The following is a 17,602-nucleotide window of genomic DNA, read 5'->3' on the forward strand; positions in this document are numbered from 1 at the left end:
CTTCTAATCCTATCCAAAATTTGCATTAATTTTTGTGAAGGACGCAATATTTAGTTTACTGTTGGGTAAAAAATTCCGTGATTTCTTTTGAAATCCTAGTAGGTCTGTAGGTTTCCGAATTTAAAAGGCACCACTCTGTGCTTGACTTTAATAACAGCTCGTTGGTCTTCTTATTGTGCATTTCTACGATACGAGTACAAACAGCACCTCTACTTTTTTCAATATACGTTCGCATTTCTATAACATCGTTTAACACCGCTGCGTTTTTATAGGTGATATGATGGGTCATAACCACCCAGATAATTCCATCACGCATTTCTTCCGAGGCGGCATTCATCCAGTGTTCTTTGGAAATATCTTGCATCCACTGCACGTAGCGGACGTTGTTTACGTGGTCAAGCTCATCTAGATCATCTTTTTGAACGGTAATAGTTTTCTGGTAGCTCTGCATTTATTTTTTTCGGATTTTAACCTCGAACATTTTGTCCCATTCTTTTCCAGTAACAAAAAACGTTTTTCTTTCTGGGTGATAAGCAATACCATTGAGTACGTTATCTGTATCGCTCCATGTATCATGATGAGTAACCTTACTGCTCAACCCCCCAAAATTAATTACACCTTCTATGGCTCCGCTATTGGCATCAATAATCATTACACTGGGTTTTTGATAAACATTGGCGTAGATTTTTCCATCAACATATTCCAGTTCGTTGGCACTATCATTAATAGATTTGTTGGTAACCGTTTCTATATGGCCTTCTTCAACTAAAGTCTCTGGGTTTAAAAGCCATATTTTTTCGGTACCATCACTTTTAAATAGTTTTTTACCGTCGTTGGTAAGTCCCCAACCTTCCTTGCTTTCTCCAAATTGAAAATTATCAATTTTATTCATAGTGTCTAGGTCGTAGATAAATCCAACACCACTTCGCCATGTAAGCATGTATATTCTGTTGTTCAGAATAGTGATTCCTTCGCCAAAATATGTCTTATCCAAATCTACCTGATGTAGAACTTCACCGGATTTAAAATCTACCTTTCTTAGTGAAGACCTTCCTTTTTTACCTGTACTTTCATAAAGCGTATCATTATGGAATTCTAGCCCCTGAGTGTATGCCTTATTATCATGTGGGTATTCTTTAATAATCTCATAAGTATAGATTTCTGGAGGATTGGGAGCCAATAACTTTAAGTGTTTGGTAACTTCAACCGAAGCATCTTCGTAAGCCACCTTAGCCTTTAGGGTTTTGTCTCCTAAATGTGGCATATTAAGGGATATTTTTCCATTGTTTACCGGCACCTCTTTACCATCTATACTGTAGGTGACACTTTGTATGGTTTTATCCTTTTTGTTTTTAACTGAAACTGCTACATTTTGATTTTGCTGAAAGCTCTTACTGTTTCCTTCTAATTGGATTTCGAATAAAGAAGAAGGTGCATTTTCGCCTCCACAGGCCATAAATAGCATTAAAAAAAGACAGATAGGGAAAAACTTTAAAATTGTCATTGCAGAATCACTTTTGGTTATGCCTGATTTACAGGTGTTTTTAGATGCACAAAAATAACGAACTCAAAACAAATTGTTGATATAAAAATTAGAATGTAAAACGATTGTGAAAGAAACAAAAGATTGTATATTTGCAGTCGGCAAGTCCTACACGACCAGCTCCTGTAGAATCCCCCAGGGTGGGAACGCAGCAAGGGTATATGGTTGTAGCGGTGCGATGTAGGTAGCTTGCCGATTTTTTTTAACCTTCGATTCTTCAACAAGAGGGCATTTTTCTTTCAATCATTCTTCAGTGTTTAATTTCTTTTCTACTACACTATATTATTGTTATTTTGCAATCTTATGGAACAAAAGGTAGTATTGATCACCGGCGGGTCTTCGGGCATAGGAAAATCTATTGGATTGTACCTTAAATCTAAAGGATTCAAGGTATATGGAACCACAAGAAATTTAGATAAACATCAATATTTTGAAGTTTTTGATTTATTACAACTCAACGTTTCCGATAATGAAAGTATTGTTTCTGCTGTTGATCAAATCATAGCAAAAGAAGGAAAGCTGGATGTGCTGGTAAACAACGCGGGAGTGGGTATTACTGGTCCTATAGAAGAAACACCTACCGAAGAAGTTCATAAAGCTTTTGATACCAATGTGTATGGACCTCTTAGGGTAGCACAGGCCGTATTGCCGCAAATGCGAAAGCAGAATGGGGGAGTGATTATCAATATTACCTCTATAGCCGGTTATATGGGACTTCCATATAGGGGAGTGTATTCCGCAACTAAGGGTGCACTTTCTATTCTTACCGAAGCTTTGCGTATGGAAACCAAAAGTTTTGGAATAAAAATAACAACTCTGGCTCCAGGAGATTTTGCAACAAATATTGCGGCAGGACGCTATCATTCACCTGTTTTGGAAAATTCGCCCTATGAAGCACCCTATGGTAATACTTTAAGGATGATGAATGAAGACGTGTCCAATGGAGAAGATCCAATATCTGTAGCTAAGCAGGTTTTTAATATCATAGAGCACTCAAATCCTAAAGTGCATTATAAGGTAGGTTCGCCCTTACAGAAATTTTCAGTTGTACTTAAGAGCATTTTGCCTGATAAAGTCTATGAGAAACTCTTGCTAAACCATTATAAGTTGTAATTTCGTTATTTGGAATATTTTATTCCATGAACTGAAGTAATTATCTAATTTTAAACCTAATAAACTCTAAAAAATGAAATTTTTTATAGACACTGCTAATTTAGATCAGATACGGGAAGCACAAGAACTAGGTGTTCTTGATGGTGTAACCACCAACCCGTCTTTAATGGCTAAAGAAGGTATTTCAGGAAGAAACAATATATTAAAGCACTATGTAGACATCTGTAACATCGTTGACGGGGATGTTTCTGCAGAAGTTATTGCCACCACTTTTGACGAAATGGTTAAAGAAGGTGAGGAATTAGCCGAACTTCATGATCAAATTGTTGTTAAAATACCAATGATCAAGGATGGTGTAAAGGCACTAAAATATTTTTCGGATAAAGGCATCAAAACCAACTGTACGTTAGTTTTCTCTGCTGGGCAGGCATTATTGGCCGCTAAAGCTGGAGCTACTTACGTTTCTCCGTTTATAGGCAGATTGGATGATATTTCTACGGATGGTCTTAATTTGATTGCAGAAATCAGACATATTTATGATAACTATGCGTTTGAAACTCAGATTTTGGCGGCATCTATTCGTCACACCATGCACGTTATTGACTGTGCCAAAGTTGGTGCGGATGTTATGACCAGTGGGTTATCTTCCATTACAGGTCTTCTTAAGCACCCATTAACGGATAGTGGTTTAGAGAAGTTCTTGGCAGATTACGCTAAAGGAAATTAGTATTATTTAACTATTGCGATTTAATCGCCTAGCTATAAATAGAAAAGGGATGCTTTTAGCATCCCTTTTTTAATTTCCTATATCAAAAAATATCCTTAAAAAGAAGAATAGACGTTAGCAAAAGCATCTACGATTACTTTATCATCTGTTATAATACATTTATTAAGCGGATAAATAATAAGTGATTTGGTAAGCTCCTCAAAATCAGATGATCGGTATTGTTTTGTTTGATCCAAACCGGACATTTCCATCATTGCTTTCCAGTTGAGTTCATTAGTTTTAATATTAATACCAATGTAAGAGTATTCAGGTTTTTTAGAAGATAATTGTGCGATTCTTCTATTGATATTATCAAAATGCTTTCTGTCTGTTGCAGACCAAAAATAGAAGACCGTCTTACGGTTCTTGGCAGCAATTTCCTTTAGGGTCATAATATCTCCGTTGGTCGTACTAACAGAAACATTAGGTATTTCTTTTTTAGGTTGAATATTTTTGATGCCATCATATAATGCATCAATTTCTCCCATATGTTTGTTGTTGACGCTCAACTCTCTAAAACCTTTAATGAACTCTTCATTATTTTCTTCGGTGTCATGAACTTTTAATAAATAATCAAAAGCTACATATCTAAAAAGGTTGTCTTTCAATTCTTTTTCTTTGACCAGGCTATCTATAATATGTAGTTTATGTTTGTTGAAATGTAGCTGATTGCGAACAACGTTATTTTTTATACTACAGGCATGCGAACACGTCATGAAAGACATATTCCCTACATGATTGATCATAAAATTATAATAAGGTCTTAGATAGGTCAAGTCCTTATCGTTAAAAATTAAATCTTTTCTATAATCGTAAAAATCATCGGGTAATTTGTCTATTATTTTTTCACCTGTAAGTCTCTTGTGTTTAAAAGGATATTCCTCTTTATACGTATTGTAGTTATAATTAACGCTGGCATTTGCAATCTTAAGTTCTTTTTTTGATAGTTTATCTTCGGAAACAATTTCGTTCAATACATCTAACTTAAGTTGCTTTAGTGAGTCTATACTACGTTCAAAATCGGTAGGATTTAGACTGTACAAAGAGCGAACAAAATTTGATTCTTCTTCATGTGCCAAGAAAACCTCCAAGAGAAAATTATTGAGTTCTTCCCCATCTCCTGAAAATACCAAGGATTCGTCAAAATCAGAAGTATTCAAACGTACAACAAGACTATCGCCCTTTTCAAGGTAGACATACTGTAATTCCGGATCGTGATTAAAATGGTAGAGTCCTTCAGAAATAGAATCAAGGGTAAATGCAAACCGGTTATCCTCATCCAATTCAGCTGAGTCAATAACTATATCTCCCTTAAGAAGTACAATGTGATCACTAGTAGGATTGACAATTTCTCCGGAAAAAAAAACACTGGGGGATTTTTTTTCAGCAGCACAACTTCCAAGAAAAATAAAAAATAGATAGAGTAGATTTCTATTCATATAAACAAAAGCTTACTGTGTAGCATTCAAAATTAATCAACCCTTTGTCGGTTTGCTGTTAATGGCGAGTTAAAAATAAGTGGGCTGCGTTAAGGTTTTAGCCCAAGTGAATGCTTTTTAAGATTATTGGTCTAGGCCATTAAAATTCTGTATTTTTGCACGAAATTTAAAAAGAAAGCTATGCTATCGGTATCAAATCTGTCCGTACAATTCGGAAAAAGAGTACTTTTCGATGAAGTAAACGTGTCCTTTACTCAAGGTAACTGTTATGGGGTAATTGGGGCAAATGGGGCTGGAAAATCTACATTTCTGAAAATATTGTCCGGACAAATAGACCCTACTTCTGGGCATGTTCATCTTGAGCCAGGAAAGCGTATGTCTATCTTGGAACAGAATCATAATGCTTATGATGAGTCTACCGTTCTTGAGACAGTTGTAATGGGCAATAAACCTCTTTTCTCAATAAAGCAGGAAATTGATGCGCTTTACGCGGATTATACAGATGAAAATGCTGATAAAATCGGAGAGCTTCAGGTACAATTTGAAGAAATGAACGGTTGGAACGCAGATAGCAACGCTGCAGCTTTATTATCTAATTTAGGTATAACGGAGGAGTTTCATTATACCTTGATGGCAGATATAGACTCTAAGCTAAAAGTTCGTGTGTTATTAGCGCAGGCTCTTTTTGGTAATCCAGATGTTTTAATCATGGATGAGCCTACCAATGACCTGGATTATGAAACAATAAACTGGCTGGAGAATTTCCTTGCTGATTATGAAAATACGGTAATCGTTGTTTCTCACGATAGACACTTTTTAGATTCAATTTGTACCAGTATAGCAGATATTGATTATGGTAAGATGAATTTATATTCCGGTAACTATACTTTTTGGTATGAGAGTAGCCAATTGGCTTCGCGTCAGAGAGCACAACAGAATAAAAAGGCCGAAGAAAAAGCAAAAGAATTACAAGAATTTATTGCTCGTTTTAGTGCTAACGTTGCAAAAAGTAAGCAGGCTACTTCAAGAAAGAAAATGCTGTCCAAGCTTAAAGTAGAGGATATAAAGCCTTCTAGTAGAAGGTACCCGGCCATTATTTTTGAAAGAGAACGTGAAGCAGGTGATCAGATATTGAATGTAGAAGGTCTTTCCGCAAAATCAGAAGATGGCGATTTACTTTTTGAAAATGTAAACTTAAACCTTGCAAAAGGTGATAAGGTTGCAATTATCTCACGCGATTCTAGAGCAACTACCGCTTTTTATGAAATCATAAACGGATTAAAGAAAGCTGAAAAAGGGGATTACCAATGGGGTATTACCACTACACAGTCCTATTTGCCTGCAGATAACTCAGATTTCTTTAAAGAAGACATTAGTTTGGTAGATTGGTTAAGACAATGGGCTAAGACCGAAGAAGAAAGAGAAGAAGTTTATATTCGTGGCTTTTTAGGGAAAATGCTTTTTAGTGGAGAGGAAGCGTTAAAGAAATGTACGGTCCTTTCAGGTGGTGAAAAAGTACGTTGTATGTTAAGTAGAATGATGATGCTTAGAGCCAATGTAGTAATGTTGGATGAACCTACCAACCACTTGGATTTAGAGAGTATTACTGCTTTTAACAATAGCCTTAATAATTTTAAAGGTACGGTCATGTTCACAACTCATGATCACCACTTCGCACAGACGGTTGCCGATAGAATCGTTGAGTTGACCCCTAAAGGCAACATAGATAGATATTTGGCGTTTGATGAATATATGTCTGACAAGACATTACGGGAGCAACGTAATAAAATGTACGACGTTGCAACGGTATAGCTTTTGTTAAACCTGTATTCTAAAAATGTTGTAATGGGTGTTTTTTAAATTCAAGAGCCCAAACTTGAATTTAAAAAAGGCCCATTCTGTTCGGTAGCCCCAACGGTTTATTAGAACCATTTTAGAATCGCTAAATAGCAACAAATGAAAACCTACAATCTATTTTATGCCTGTATGGCATTACTCGTCCTTATTGGTTGCAGTAAAACCGAAAGTGGTGATTCCGGTAACAACGGAGGTGAAAAAACTGTTCAAGCCAATTACACTTTAATCGTCAATAACCAAGGAAATCTTAGTGGTACGCTCTTTAATGTGGAAGACGAGGCTCTAACCATTAAGACTGAGGAAAGTAAATTTACTTCTATGTCCACACCAGACCTATCTTTTGATGAGAATAGCGTTTTAACAACATATACTACGAAAACCAATTGTAGCGGAACGCTTACCGTTCATGATTTTAATGATAACAGTAATGTTAGTTTTGATGTATTTTCGGATTTAGGTGCTTGTAACCTTACTGTCAAATCAATTGCCCGTAAGGGTAATAAGCTCTATTTGGCATACGAGCTGCATATTACTTCAACGTTAGATGAGTTTTACGTACGTGCTTTAGATGTATCAGTAGCTGTTCCTACATTTGTAGATGTAGAATTAGAGCAAAGGCCCATTGAACTGGCTTATGCAAATAACAGATTGTTTGTATTAGGCCTAGATGAGGCACTAACAGATGAGAATTCTATTACTGCAATAGATGCTAGTGCCAATAGCGTAATTCATACACAACTTATTGGTTTTGATGTTAGACGAATTTTTACAAATCCAGCTAATAATATTATAATTAGTTATGACAATTTGCACAGTACGTTAAATAGCGTAACTATGGCTCTCTCTTACACGAGTTATGGTGAAGGAAAAGAGCCAAACTTTACAGAATCTTCTACTCTGCATTTTGATAGTGCAGGTAAAATGTATTACCAAATGTCACCAACCGCATATAGTGAATTTCCAGTAATACCGGCAATTTACGATTTCAGTAAGAATTTAACAGTTCTATATGCCTACGAAAATTTCATGACAGAAACTCAGCTAAATTTTGAATTTAATATTGAAAAAACAACAATGGTGAGTTATGACGAAGAAAATGATTTGTTATTGATCGGGTATAAAAAAACAAGTGGAGCTAATAAAGGTGGGCTTATGCTAATTAAGCCTGCACCGGATCCGGAACTATTGAATAGTATTGATGTAGTAGGTATACCAACCGCTATTTTTGTAAACTAATTTCACTATAATTTAAAAAAAGTAAAAAGGCATTCCACAATTTGTTGAATGCCTTTTTTTTGCTACGTATATAGTTTATGGTCAGGCGTTAAAGTATTTACTATTCCAAATGGCATGACTAAAATTTTTACCCAAAGAAAAGCCGTAAAAGATCACTATGGAAGCAGAACATTTGAATATGAAGAAGAATATAATAAAGAATTGAGCATTGGAACTGTTTTTTGAAAATAGACCATCAGGAACTAAAAGAGCAACTAAGTAACTTAACGCTAAGACCAGACAAGTTAAGTTTACTATATTTTTAAAGGGCCACATCAGTAATTTCCTTAGCGGGTGAAGATCACCTCCCCATTTATGTATCAGGTAATAATAGTTGTTGCCTATAGGGGCAAATAGAATAGGGTCATCCTTGTCCTCTAATTTAAAAAGCTTTGAAGGGGCCAGAATTTTAAAACCTTGTAGCTCTGTGGCATGAGATTTTTCAATTCTTTTTATTTCTGCAATGGCTTCTGCAGGTATTTCACCCTTAAAATAGTTGGATGCCAAAAACCGGAGCCTGTAATCCACGCAGATTTTCTTAATTTCAGCTACATGATATATTCTATTGGTTTCTAAAAGATTTAAACTAAAAGAATTCTCCACAGAGGAGTTCTTGCTTTTTAATGTTTCACCAATTTTTTCACGGCTTTTAGAATCTTCGTCTAGTATTTTATAAAGTTCACTCAGGTATCGCGTCTGGTCTTCTTCCTTGATGATTTTACTGAGTTTTTCTTTTATATTTACTTTCTTTAATAGCATATATTTCAGGGTATATCTCAAATTTAGAGAATATAAGATTGCAATTGAGATTAAAAATCACAAGCATTTGTTAATAATTTGTTAAAAATTAACATTTGACACGTACTTATCTTCATGATAAATGTCATATGTTGTAACTTGTCGAGGTAATTTTACCGTTAATCGACCGTTTTCACAATTCCCTGCTTGTTTATATGAAAAACCTTACTAAAGTATTTTCTTGTGCTCTTTTCTTTACTTTTTGTTTACTTACCGCTCAAGAGCATTTAACAACAACCACTTCACCCCTTACCCAGTTAGATTCTAAAAAATCCATTGTAAATTCTACGGCAACCTCTAAAAACCATCAAACACTATTGGCGGTAATGAAAGCAACGGACTTAGAAGAGTTGTTAGACCATGCAGGGCCTTTTACGATTTTTGCTCCATCCGATATGGCTTTTCAAAAAATTTCTGGAAAATCTGTAGAGTATTTATTAGACCCTGAAAATAGAAAAGAACTAAAGGATTTACTAACTTACCACATTGTAGCAGGATCTATTACGGCTTCGAAAATTTTAAAAGCAATGTGCAGAGGTGAGGGCAAAGCAACCTTTACCACAGTTCAAGGAGATATTATTACGGCTACTATGAAAGGTATAGACATTATTCTTAATGACAGCTTTGGAAATACAGCAACTATTGTAGTTGCAGATTCCAAGCAGCGTAATGGTGTTATCCACGAAATTGATAGTGTAATTCTCCCAGGGAAAATTTAAGATTTTCTAAAATTCTTCTCTTTATTCCGATTATCTTAATTCAGCTCCCAGCTCAGTTTGGTACGTTTTTTCAAGTTTGCCCATAATGCGATCTATTTGCTTATCCGTTAGTGTGCGTTGGCTGTCTTGTAATGTAAAGCTTACAGCATAGGATTTTTTACCCTTAGGTAATTTATCTCCTTTATAAACATCAAATAGGTTGATGTTCTTTAAAAGCTTCTTTTCTGTTTTTCTCCCTAGTTCGTAAACTCTTTGAAAGCTGACCGAATCATCCAATAATAGGGCAAAATCTCTCTTAACCTCTGGGTATTTAGGTATTTCACGATATGTAATGCTGTTCTTCTCTGCGTAAGATGTGACGTTACTCCAGTTAAAATCAGCATAAAGAACCTCTTGCTTTATACCCAATTTTTTAAGAATAGGTTTTTTGACCACTCCAAAAGAAACCAATTCCTTTGCACCAATTTTTAAACTTAAACCTTCTGAAAATTCAATATTGGCGGTTGGTGCAGGGGTAAAATCAGATACACCTAGCCTGTAAAGGATGTTGGTAACTATAGATTTTAAGTAGTAAAAGTCATTTGCCTTTTCAATACCTGCCCAACCACCTTCATTTCGATTTCCGGTCAAATAAAGGCAAAGGTGCTTATGTTCTAAATATTTAGTTTTTTTCTGCTCGTAGGTTTTACCAAATTCAAATAACTTAAGATCTAGTTTCTTCCGGTTATTATTGTACAGAATGGTTTCAAGACCAGTGAACAACATAGACCTACGTAAAACCGAAAGGTCATTACTCAATGGGTTCAACATTTTAACGCTCTCTTCTTGGGGACTATCATCTAACAAGTCAGCATTACCAGGAGCGGTCAAACTATTGGTCATAATTTCATAAAAACCTTGAGACGCTAAAAAGTCTCCGGTTATGCTTTGAAGTTTATAATCCGCAAACTTGGAAACTAATGCTGTGGAAGCATTCAATTTTGTTCCAAAGTTGATATTATTATAACCGTAAACACGTAAAATTTCTTCAATGACATCAACCTCGCGCTGCACATCCACTCTATAACTCGGAATAGAAAGACCTAGGCCAGCCTCGGTAACACTTTTCACTTTGATGTCCAGTGATGCCAAAATAGATTTAATAGTGTCTTGTGGAATTTCTTGCCCAACAAGGGAGTAGGTTTTTTTGAAAGATAGAAAAACCTGATGTTCATCTAGTCGCTTTGGATAAAAGTCGATTATATCGGAAGTAATATCTCCACCGGCTATTTCTTTTATTAGTAATGCCGCACGTTTAAGTGCATATTCTACGTTTTCAATATCAATACCTCGCTCAAAGCGGAAAGAAGCATCGGTATTCAATCCATGTCTTTTAGCTGTTTTCCTTATTGCTACAGGGTTAAAATACGCGCTCTCAAGGAAGATGGAGGTAGTTTTTTCGGTAACTCCTGTATTTATGCCTCCAAAAACACCTGCAATACACATTGGCTTTTCGGAATCACAAATCATCAAATCATCTTCGTGCAATTTACGTTCCTCACCGTCTAAAGTCATGAATTTAGTGCCTGCAGGAAGTGTTTTAACAATCACTTTTTTACCATGAATACGGTCAGCGTCAAAGGCATGCAAGGGTTGCCCTAAATCATGTAAAACATAATTGGTAGCATCTACAAGATTGTTCATTGGGTTAATACCAATGGCGCGCAATCTGTTCTGTAACCATGTTGGAGATGGTTTAACCGTTAGATTGCTAAGAGTAATACCCGCATAACGGGGTACTAGCTTACTGTCCTCAACTTGAACCTGAAGTTTAAGTGAACGGTTGTCTATATTAAAATGACTGATGGAAGGCGTAATCAGCTCTTTTGTAATTTCTTTTTGTTTTAAACCGGCTTTTAGATCTCTTGCTACACCAAAATGGCTCATGGCATCTGCGCGGTTGGGCGTAAGACCAATTTCAAAAACTTCATCCAATTCTACATCAAAAATTTCAGCACATGGTGTGCCCGGTTTTAATTTAGAATCCAGTACTAGAATACCGTCATGATCAGAACCAAGCCCCAGTTCATCTTCGGCACATATCATACCATGGCTTTCTTCACCGCGAATTTTACCTTTTCCTATTTTCCAAGCTTTTCCCTCTGGGGTATAAAGAATAGTTCCAACAGTGGCTACAGGAACCTTTTGTCCTTTTTCAACGTTAGGGGCGCCACACACAATTTTAATGGGGGTAGCGGCACCTATATCAACAGTGGTGATTTTTAGTTTATCGGCATTCGGGTGCTTTTCGCAAGTAAGAACATGGCCTACTACAATACCTTTTAGCCCTCCTTTTATGGATTCAAAAGGAGTGACCCCTTCTACTTCAAGACCTAAATCGGTTAAAAGTTCACCTGTTTTTTGGGAATCCCAATCAAGTTTAAGAAAATCTTTCAACCAGTTGTATGAAATCTGCATCGGTAAGTTTTAGTGGCGGTAAAGATAAAACAATGCTTTAAGACATTCAATACGCAGCACTACTGAATTACTCATTTTTTTGTTGTAAGTTTTTGGGCTTTTTAACGATTCATAAGAGAAAGTAGTGAATATGAATAAATGGTTTTATTTCTGGGTGATAACAATACTAATGCTTTCCTGTAAAGAAGAAATGAAAGAAGAGCCCAATCAAGGGGCTTGGTTGGGGCAATTGGAGGTATTGGATGGTCACAAACTCCCCTTCAATTTTAATCTTTCAAAAAATGAAAACGGAAGGTATGAAATTGAAATATATAATGCAGGTGAAGTTATAACAGTAGATGAAATTGAGATTGTCCAAGATTCAATTAAAATCCAAATGCCCGTTTTTGAGGGTTATATTTTAGGAATATTTAGTAAGAACAGTATAAAGGGCAATTTCGTAAAAGAAAGTTTGGATAGGGTAGTGCCCTTTGAAGCGCTCTATGGTGAGAAAAAACGTTTTTCAACTAATGAGCGGGGCAATGTAAATGTTTCCGGTATTTGGGAGACAGAATTTAGCCATGGCACTCCCGATTATTATATGGCAAAGGGAATTTTTGCGGAAACGGAAGGTAAGGTTACCGGTACGTTTAGAACCCCCACGGGTGATTATAGATTTTTGGAGGGTGTTTCTACAGGAGATTCCTTAAAACTTTCAGCTTTTGACGGGGCACATGCTTTTTTGTTTTTGGCCAAAGTGACCGACAGTACTTTAAACGGTACATTTTATTCCGATAAACATTTCAAAGAGCCCTTTGTAGCTAGGCGAAATGAGAGTTTTGAACTGCCTGAAGCAGATTCCCTAACATTTTTGAATAAAGGCTATGATAAATTTGATTTTGCATTTCCGGATACCAATGGAAATACAGTTTCCTTAACGGACAAAAAATTTGAAAATAAGGTGGTGCTGGTCCAAATTATGGGCTCTTGGTGTCCTAATTGTTTGGATGAGACCAAATTCTATGTCAATTATTTAGAAGAAAATAAAGATGAAGATATAGAGGTGGTAGCGCTCGCTTTTGAATCTGCAAAAACTAAGGAATCGGCTTTTAAAAACATAGAACGCTTAAAGAAGAGAATAGGGGTTGCGTATCCTATTTTATTGGCACAATACGGAACTTATGATAAGGTAAAGGCACAAGAGAAATTACCTATGTTAAATCACGTACTATCTTATCCAACAACTTTATTTATAGATAAGAGAGGTAAGGTAAGAAAGATTCATACTGGATTCAACGGTCCTGCTACGGGTGAAAAATACATTGCTTTTAAAAAGGAATTTAATGCTTTTGTGAAGCTGCTTTTAAATGAATAATTCTAAATAATTGTAGACTTACCTAGGCCAATGTTTTCGTCATTGATACTTGGGTTCTCATCGGACTCAACAATATTTTCGGAAATAAAATCGCCAACATAATCCGTACCGTATTTACTGCTCCCTAAAACATCTGTGGTCACTACTTTTTTCACAAATGATTTATGAACTGCCGCTACGATGGCATTTGCCTCTTCATTTAGATTAAAATGCTGTAGCAACATTGCTGTACTTAAAATGGAGGCAACAGGATTTGCTATATTCTTACCCTTTGCTTGGGGGTAAGATCCATGAAAGGGTTCGAACATGGCGTTTTCAGCACCTACGGAAGCAGAGGGTAGTAGCCCTACGGAGCCAAGGATAACACTGCCTTGGTCAGATAAAATATCACCGAACATATTATCGGTCAAAACCACATCAAATTGGCGTGGATTCAACATCATCTGAACAGCGGCATTGTCTATAAAAAGGCATTCAAATTCTACATCAGGATAACTTTTGGCAATTTCCGTCACGGTCTTACGCCAAAGCCTAGAAGATTCCAGAACATTGGCCTTATCAACTAAAGTAAGTTTTTTTCTCCTTTTTTTAGCAGATTTGAAAGCAAGGTGGGTAATACGGCTAATTTCACTTTCGGAATAGCTACAAAGGTCCGAAGCAGTAGTGCCATCTTCACTAAGTGTCTTTTTGCCAAAATAGATGCCACCTGTTAGTTCTCTAAAAATAACGAGATCTGTATTTTCTACGATGTTTCTTTTTAAAGGAGAGTTGCCGATAAACGCGGGAAACATTTTTATAGGCCTGATACTGGCAAAAAGACCAAGCTCTTTACGTAATCTCAAAAGGCCTTGCTCAGGTCTTACCTTGGCTTCAGGATTATTATCGTATTCTAAGGAACCTATGGCACCAGAAAGAATAGCATCAGATGCTCTACACAATTCCAAGGTCTTGTCCGGTAAGGGCTTTCCGGAACCAGAAATGGCTATGGCTCCAAAAGGAGCTTCAACAAGTTCAAATCTGTGGTTGAACGTTTCTTCGATCGCTTTAAGGCATTTTACAGATTGGGCCAATACTTCCGGGCCAATACCATCACCGCCAAGGAGGGCAATTTTTAGATGCATCTAGAGAATTTTTAAGGGTGCTCTATGATCAAAACACACTTAAAAGCGATTTCAATCGTTTGGAGCTAAGATTAAAAATTTTAATGACATAATAGCCAAAAAAATACTAAAATATAATCTCTAGAGTGTTCGCTACTAAATACTTTCGATGGTAATATTGCTAGCTTCAATGATCTTTGGAATGTCCTCATCGGAAATTTCCTTGTTTTCATCAGCGAATTTCAAAAATTCCTCATACACTTCATCAAGCTGAAGTTTGGTCAATTCAAACCCAACTAATTTGGCTCTGTAGGCCAATGCAGCTCTTCCGCTTCTAGCCGTAAGAACTATAGAAGATTCATTTACGCCAACATCTGCGGGATCAATGATTTCATAAGTTTCCCTGTTCTTGATAACACCATCTTGGTGAATTCCCGAACTATGGGCAAAAGCGTTTGCTCCAACAATAGCTTTATTCGGCTGTACCATCATTCCCATTTTCCGAGAAACCATTTGGCTGGTATCAAACAGTAACTTACTGTTAATATTAGTATCCAAATTTAAGCTTGGGTGTTGTCTTAAGATCATGACCACTTCCTCTAAAGATGTATTTCCTGCTCGTTCACCAATACCATTAATGGTACATTCTATTTGGCGTGCACCGTTTATAACACCGGCAATTGAGTTTGCTGTTGCCAATCCCAGATCATTATGACAGTGACAAGAAAGTACGGCGTTATGAATGCCATTTACATTTTCTTTTAAGTATTTTATTTTTGCTCCATACTCATCTGGCAAACAGTATCCAGTAGTATCAGGAATATTTAAGACCGTAGCACCTGCTTTTACTACAGCTTCACAGACTCTAGCCAAGAATTCGTTATCTGTACGGCCAGCGTCTTCAGCATAGAATTCTACATCTTCTACAAAGCTCTTGGCATAACTAACGGCGTCAACAGCACGTTCTATGATAGCGTCTTTGTTAGAGTTGAACTTGAATTTTATATGTGAATCGGAAGTTCCTATCCCCGTATGTATACGAGCTCTTTTAGCAGATTTAAGGGCTTCGGCAGCAACCTCAATATCTTTTCTCACCGCGCGGGTAAGACCACAAACAGTAGCATTTTTAACGAGTTCAGAAATTTGGGTAACAGATTTGAAATCACCAGGACTGGATACGGGAAAACCGGCCTCAATAATATCTACTCCTAAATAATCCAGTCGTTCAGCGATGACCAATTTTTGCTTTGCATCTAATTTACAACCGGGCACTTGCTCACCATCGCGAAGTGTCGTATCAAAAATTTGTACCTTATCTTTACTCATTATATCTTGTTGTTTTGCTAACTTAGGAACTGCTTTCAACTTTTTCTTTGTCTACAAATATCATATTTTGTACTGTTATATCAACATTTTTAATAACCTTAGCCTTGTATTTTTCTAATAAAGGATTGGATTACTGTACAACCACCTATATGTTAGGTTCTAAACAAAAAACAGCAATAAAGTTCAATACGAATATATAACCTATAGATCGAACCACCTAGTACCTGTATAAAATAGTACAACGTTAAGTGAGTTTTTAGATTATTTAAAGTACTGGTATTAAGATAATTAAATAATATTTTTTACGATGACAAATGCACATAGAGATGCTTTGTTTGTGCTGGTGAAATCCCTTTCAAAATCGGAAAAGCGCCAATTCAAATTATACGTAGGGCGTTTAGGGGTAAATACCGATGCTAAATTTCTAGCATTGTTTAACTTGATGGACAAACTTAGGAAGTATGATGAGAAGGTGATTTTAGAAAGCGGTATTGTCAAAAAAGCACAATTATCAAACCTTAAAGCACATCTTTACAAGCAGATTTTAGTTAGTTTAAGGCTAAATCCTGTGAATCAAAATATTCGTGTTCAGATCAGGGAACAATTAGATTTTGCTACCATTCTTTATCAAAAAGGACTCTATAAACAAAGCTTGAAAATTCTGGATAAAGCAAAATCTACAGCTATAGAAAATGAAGAAAAAAACATAGCTTATGAAATTGTAGAATTAGAAAAAATAATTGAAACACAGTATATTACCCGTAGTATTCCCGATAGGGCAGATGAGTTGGCCATACAGGCTAAGGAACTTTCCGCCCAGAATGTTATGACCAGTAAATTATCTAATCTATCCTTACAGCTTTACGGCATAATGCTTAAAGTAGGTTACGTTAGAAGTGATGAAGATTATAATAGGGTAAAAAACTATTTTGAAACCCATTTACCTAAATACAAGTTGAAGGATTTGGGGTTCAGAGAAAAGTTATGGTTGTACAAAGCACACCTTTGGTACAGTTTTTTAACACAAGATTTTCTTTCATCATACAAATACGCCAGTAAATGGGTAGACCTTTTTTATGAGCATGAAGAACAGATACACTTAAATCCTGTTTTTTTCTTAAAGGGGAATCATTACTTATTGGAGTCCATTTTTTATGTGAAGTACAGTTCTCACTTTAGAGAAGTTTTAGAGCGACTTGAAACCGTTGTTGAAAGTAAAGATTTTCCTAAGAACGATAATATAGCTTCATTGGCATTTTTATATATAAATGCCAATAAGTTGAACCTTCATTTTTTAGAAGGTACTTTTAACAAAGGACTCTATTTGGTTAAGATAATTGAGTACGGGATCAATAAACACAAAGACAGGATTGATGCGCACCATATTATGGTGCTGTATTATAAAATTGCTTGTTTGTATTTTGGAATTGGAGATAATAAAACATGTATTCAGTACTTAAAAAAAATCATAAACAACAAGAACCTTAAAATGCGTGAAGACCTTATGTGTTTTGCTAGGGTTTTAAGCCTGGTAGCCCATTACGAGGCTGGAATGGATTATCATCTTGAAATTCAATTGAAGAGTACATACAAGTTTCTTTTAAAGATGAATGATCTTCATGCGGTTCAAAAGGAAATGATAAAGTTTTTGAGAAACTTAGGAAATATATTTCCGAACGAGCTTAAAAACGAATTTCAGAAATTGCATACAGAGCTTAAAAAATATGAAGATCATCCTTATGAAAAAAGAGCTTTCTTGTATCTGGATATCATTTCTTGGTTAGAAAGTCACTTGGAAAATAGACCTGTAGCAGATATTATTCGTGAAAAGGCTATGGCCGTAAAAAGATAAGCT

General features: G+C 36.0%; 14 protein-coding genes and 1 other RNA gene. 8 read left to right on the top strand and 7 right to left on the bottom strand.

Translation table 11 applies throughout. The annotated features are described in order from the left end of the window. Positions 1 to 55 precede the first annotated feature (55 nt). Together KO521_RS05440 and KO521_RS05445 are read right to left on the bottom strand one after the other, a co-directional pair. Positions 56 to 451: an acyl-CoA thioesterase gene (locus tag KO521_RS05440; protein WP_215938898.1), complete on the bottom strand. Its 396-nt coding sequence runs from the start codon at positions 449 to 451 to the stop codon at positions 56 to 58. Beyond that, positions 452 to 1,504 (bottom strand): glutaminyl-peptide cyclotransferase, encoded by a 1,053-nt coding sequence (locus KO521_RS05445; RefSeq protein ID WP_215938899.1) that lies wholly within the window; start codon positions 1,502 to 1,504, stop codon positions 452 to 454. A gap of 138 nt (positions 1,505 to 1,642) precedes the next feature. Between KO521_RS05445 and ffs the strand changes: the two genes are divergently transcribed. From ffs to fsa, 3 genes are all read left to right on the top strand, one after another. Then, positions 1,643 to 1,741, top strand: an RNA gene (ffs, locus tag KO521_RS05450) — signal recognition particle sRNA small type. Positions 1,742 to 1,846: 105 nt separating this feature from the next. Continuing rightward, the gene (locus KO521_RS05455; RefSeq protein ID WP_215938900.1) at positions 1,847 to 2,656 is read left to right on the top strand and encodes an SDR family oxidoreductase; all 810 of its coding nucleotides are present in this window, start codon (positions 1,847 to 1,849) and stop codon (positions 2,654 to 2,656) included. Positions 2,657 to 2,729: 73 nt separating this feature from the next. Further along, complete coding sequence (fsa, locus tag KO521_RS05460) at positions 2,730 to 3,383, top strand: fructose-6-phosphate aldolase (protein WP_194527652.1); 654 nt, start codon at positions 2,730 to 2,732, stop codon at positions 3,381 to 3,383. A gap of 95 nt (positions 3,384 to 3,478) precedes the next feature. Here the strand turns inward: fsa and KO521_RS05465 are convergent, their stop codons facing one another. Then, positions 3,479 to 4,861, bottom strand: a complete 1,383-nt coding sequence (locus tag KO521_RS05465) for a transaldolase (RefSeq protein ID WP_215938901.1) — start codon at positions 4,859 to 4,861, stop codon at positions 3,479 to 3,481. Positions 4,862 to 5,041: 180 nt separating this feature from the next. Here KO521_RS05465 and KO521_RS05470 point away from each other — a divergent pair, with 180 nt between their 5' ends. Both KO521_RS05470 and KO521_RS05475 read left to right on the top strand, forming a co-directional pair. Further along, complete coding sequence (locus KO521_RS05470; protein ID WP_215938902.1) at positions 5,042 to 6,673, top strand: ABC-F family ATP-binding cassette domain-containing protein; 1,632 nt, start codon at positions 5,042 to 5,044, stop codon at positions 6,671 to 6,673. A 144-nt stretch (positions 6,674 to 6,817) separates the two neighbouring features. Continuing rightward, positions 6,818 to 7,954, top strand: a complete 1,137-nt coding sequence (locus KO521_RS05475) for a hypothetical protein (RefSeq protein ID WP_215938903.1) — start codon at positions 6,818 to 6,820, stop codon at positions 7,952 to 7,954. 81 nt (positions 7,955 to 8,035) lie between these two features. On the opposite strand, the gene KO521_RS05480 is transcribed toward KO521_RS05475, so the two are convergent. Then, complete coding sequence (locus tag KO521_RS05480) at positions 8,036 to 8,752, bottom strand: hypothetical protein (RefSeq protein WP_215938904.1); 717 nt, start codon at positions 8,750 to 8,752, stop codon at positions 8,036 to 8,038. A gap of 194 nt (positions 8,753 to 8,946) precedes the next feature. Here KO521_RS05480 and KO521_RS05485 point away from each other — a divergent pair, with 194 nt between their 5' ends. Next, a complete protein-coding gene (locus KO521_RS05485) occupies positions 8,947 to 9,510 on the top strand; it encodes a fasciclin domain-containing protein (protein ID WP_215938905.1) in 564 nt (187 codons plus the stop codon). Positions 9,511 to 9,540: 30 nt separating this feature from the next. Here the strand turns inward: KO521_RS05485 and pheT are convergent, their stop codons facing one another. Further along, the gene (gene pheT / locus KO521_RS05490; protein WP_215938906.1) at positions 9,541 to 11,967 is read right to left on the bottom strand and encodes a phenylalanine--tRNA ligase subunit beta; all 2,427 of its coding nucleotides are present in this window, start codon (positions 11,965 to 11,967) and stop codon (positions 9,541 to 9,543) included. Positions 11,968 to 12,136: 169 nt separating this feature from the next. On the opposite strand from pheT, the gene KO521_RS05495 reads away from it, so the two are divergent. Further along, positions 12,137 to 13,321 carry a peroxiredoxin family protein gene (locus KO521_RS05495; RefSeq protein ID WP_252729861.1) on the top strand — a complete coding sequence of 395 codons (1,185 nt, stop codon included), beginning with the start codon at positions 12,137 to 12,139 and terminating at the stop codon, positions 13,319 to 13,321. 2 nt (positions 13,322 to 13,323) lie between these two features. Here KO521_RS05495 and leuB read toward each other — a convergent pair whose 3' ends face one another. After that, complete coding sequence (gene leuB, locus KO521_RS05500) at positions 13,324 to 14,442, bottom strand: 3-isopropylmalate dehydrogenase (protein ID WP_215938908.1); 1,119 nt, start codon at positions 14,440 to 14,442, stop codon at positions 13,324 to 13,326. 135 nt (positions 14,443 to 14,577) lie between these two features. After that, positions 14,578 to 15,747: a 2-isopropylmalate synthase gene (locus KO521_RS05505; protein ID WP_215938909.1), complete on the bottom strand. Its 1,170-nt coding sequence runs from the start codon at positions 15,745 to 15,747 to the stop codon at positions 14,578 to 14,580. 307 nt (positions 15,748 to 16,054) lie between these two features. Between KO521_RS05505 and KO521_RS05510 the strand changes: the two genes are divergently transcribed. Next, on the top strand, positions 16,055 to 17,599 hold the full coding sequence (locus tag KO521_RS05510; protein WP_215938910.1) for a hypothetical protein: 1,545 nt from the start codon (positions 16,055 to 16,057) through the stop codon (positions 17,597 to 17,599). The last annotated feature ends 3 nt before the right edge of the window (positions 17,600 to 17,602 follow it).

Source organism: Zobellia uliginosa (assembly GCF_018860745.1).
Taxonomy (GTDB): Bacteria; Bacteroidota; Bacteroidia; order Flavobacteriales; family Flavobacteriaceae; genus Zobellia; species Zobellia uliginosa_B.

Excerpts from the sequence above, each read along its gene's own strand:
- KO521_RS05440 (WP_215938898.1), bottom strand. The coding sequence starts at position 451 with ATGCAGAGCTACCAGAAAACTATTACCGTTCAAAAAGATGATCTAGAT.
- KO521_RS05445 (WP_215938899.1), bottom strand. The coding sequence starts at position 1,504 with ATGACAATTTTAAAGTTTTTCCCTATCTGTCTTTTTTTAATGCTATTT.
- KO521_RS05455 (WP_215938900.1), top strand. The coding sequence starts at position 1,847 with ATGGAACAAAAGGTAGTATTGATCACCGGCGGGTCTTCGGGCATAGGA.
- fsa (WP_194527652.1), top strand. The coding sequence starts at position 2,730 with ATGAAATTTTTTATAGACACTGCTAATTTAGATCAGATACGGGAAGCA.
- KO521_RS05465 (WP_215938901.1), bottom strand. The coding sequence starts at position 4,861 with ATGAATAGAAATCTACTCTATCTATTTTTTATTTTTCTTGGAAGTTGT.
- KO521_RS05470 (WP_215938902.1), top strand. The coding sequence starts at position 5,042 with ATGCTATCGGTATCAAATCTGTCCGTACAATTCGGAAAAAGAGTACTT.
- KO521_RS05475 (WP_215938903.1), top strand. The coding sequence starts at position 6,818 with ATGAAAACCTACAATCTATTTTATGCCTGTATGGCATTACTCGTCCTT.
- KO521_RS05480 (WP_215938904.1), bottom strand. The coding sequence starts at position 8,752 with ATGCTATTAAAGAAAGTAAATATAAAAGAAAAACTCAGTAAAATCATC.
- KO521_RS05485 (WP_215938905.1), top strand. The coding sequence starts at position 8,947 with ATGAAAAACCTTACTAAAGTATTTTCTTGTGCTCTTTTCTTTACTTTT.
- pheT (WP_215938906.1), bottom strand. The coding sequence starts at position 11,967 with ATGCAGATTTCATACAACTGGTTGAAAGATTTTCTTAAACTTGATTGG.
- KO521_RS05495 (WP_252729861.1), top strand. The coding sequence starts at position 12,137 with ATGCTTTCCTGTAAAGAAGAAATGAAAGAAGAGCCCAATCAAGGGGCT.
- leuB (WP_215938908.1), bottom strand. The coding sequence starts at position 14,442 with ATGCATCTAAAAATTGCCCTCCTTGGCGGTGATGGTATTGGCCCGGAA.
- KO521_RS05505 (WP_215938909.1), bottom strand. The coding sequence starts at position 15,747 with ATGAGTAAAGATAAGGTACAAATTTTTGATACGACACTTCGCGATGGT.
- KO521_RS05510 (WP_215938910.1), top strand. The coding sequence starts at position 16,055 with ATGACAAATGCACATAGAGATGCTTTGTTTGTGCTGGTGAAATCCCTT.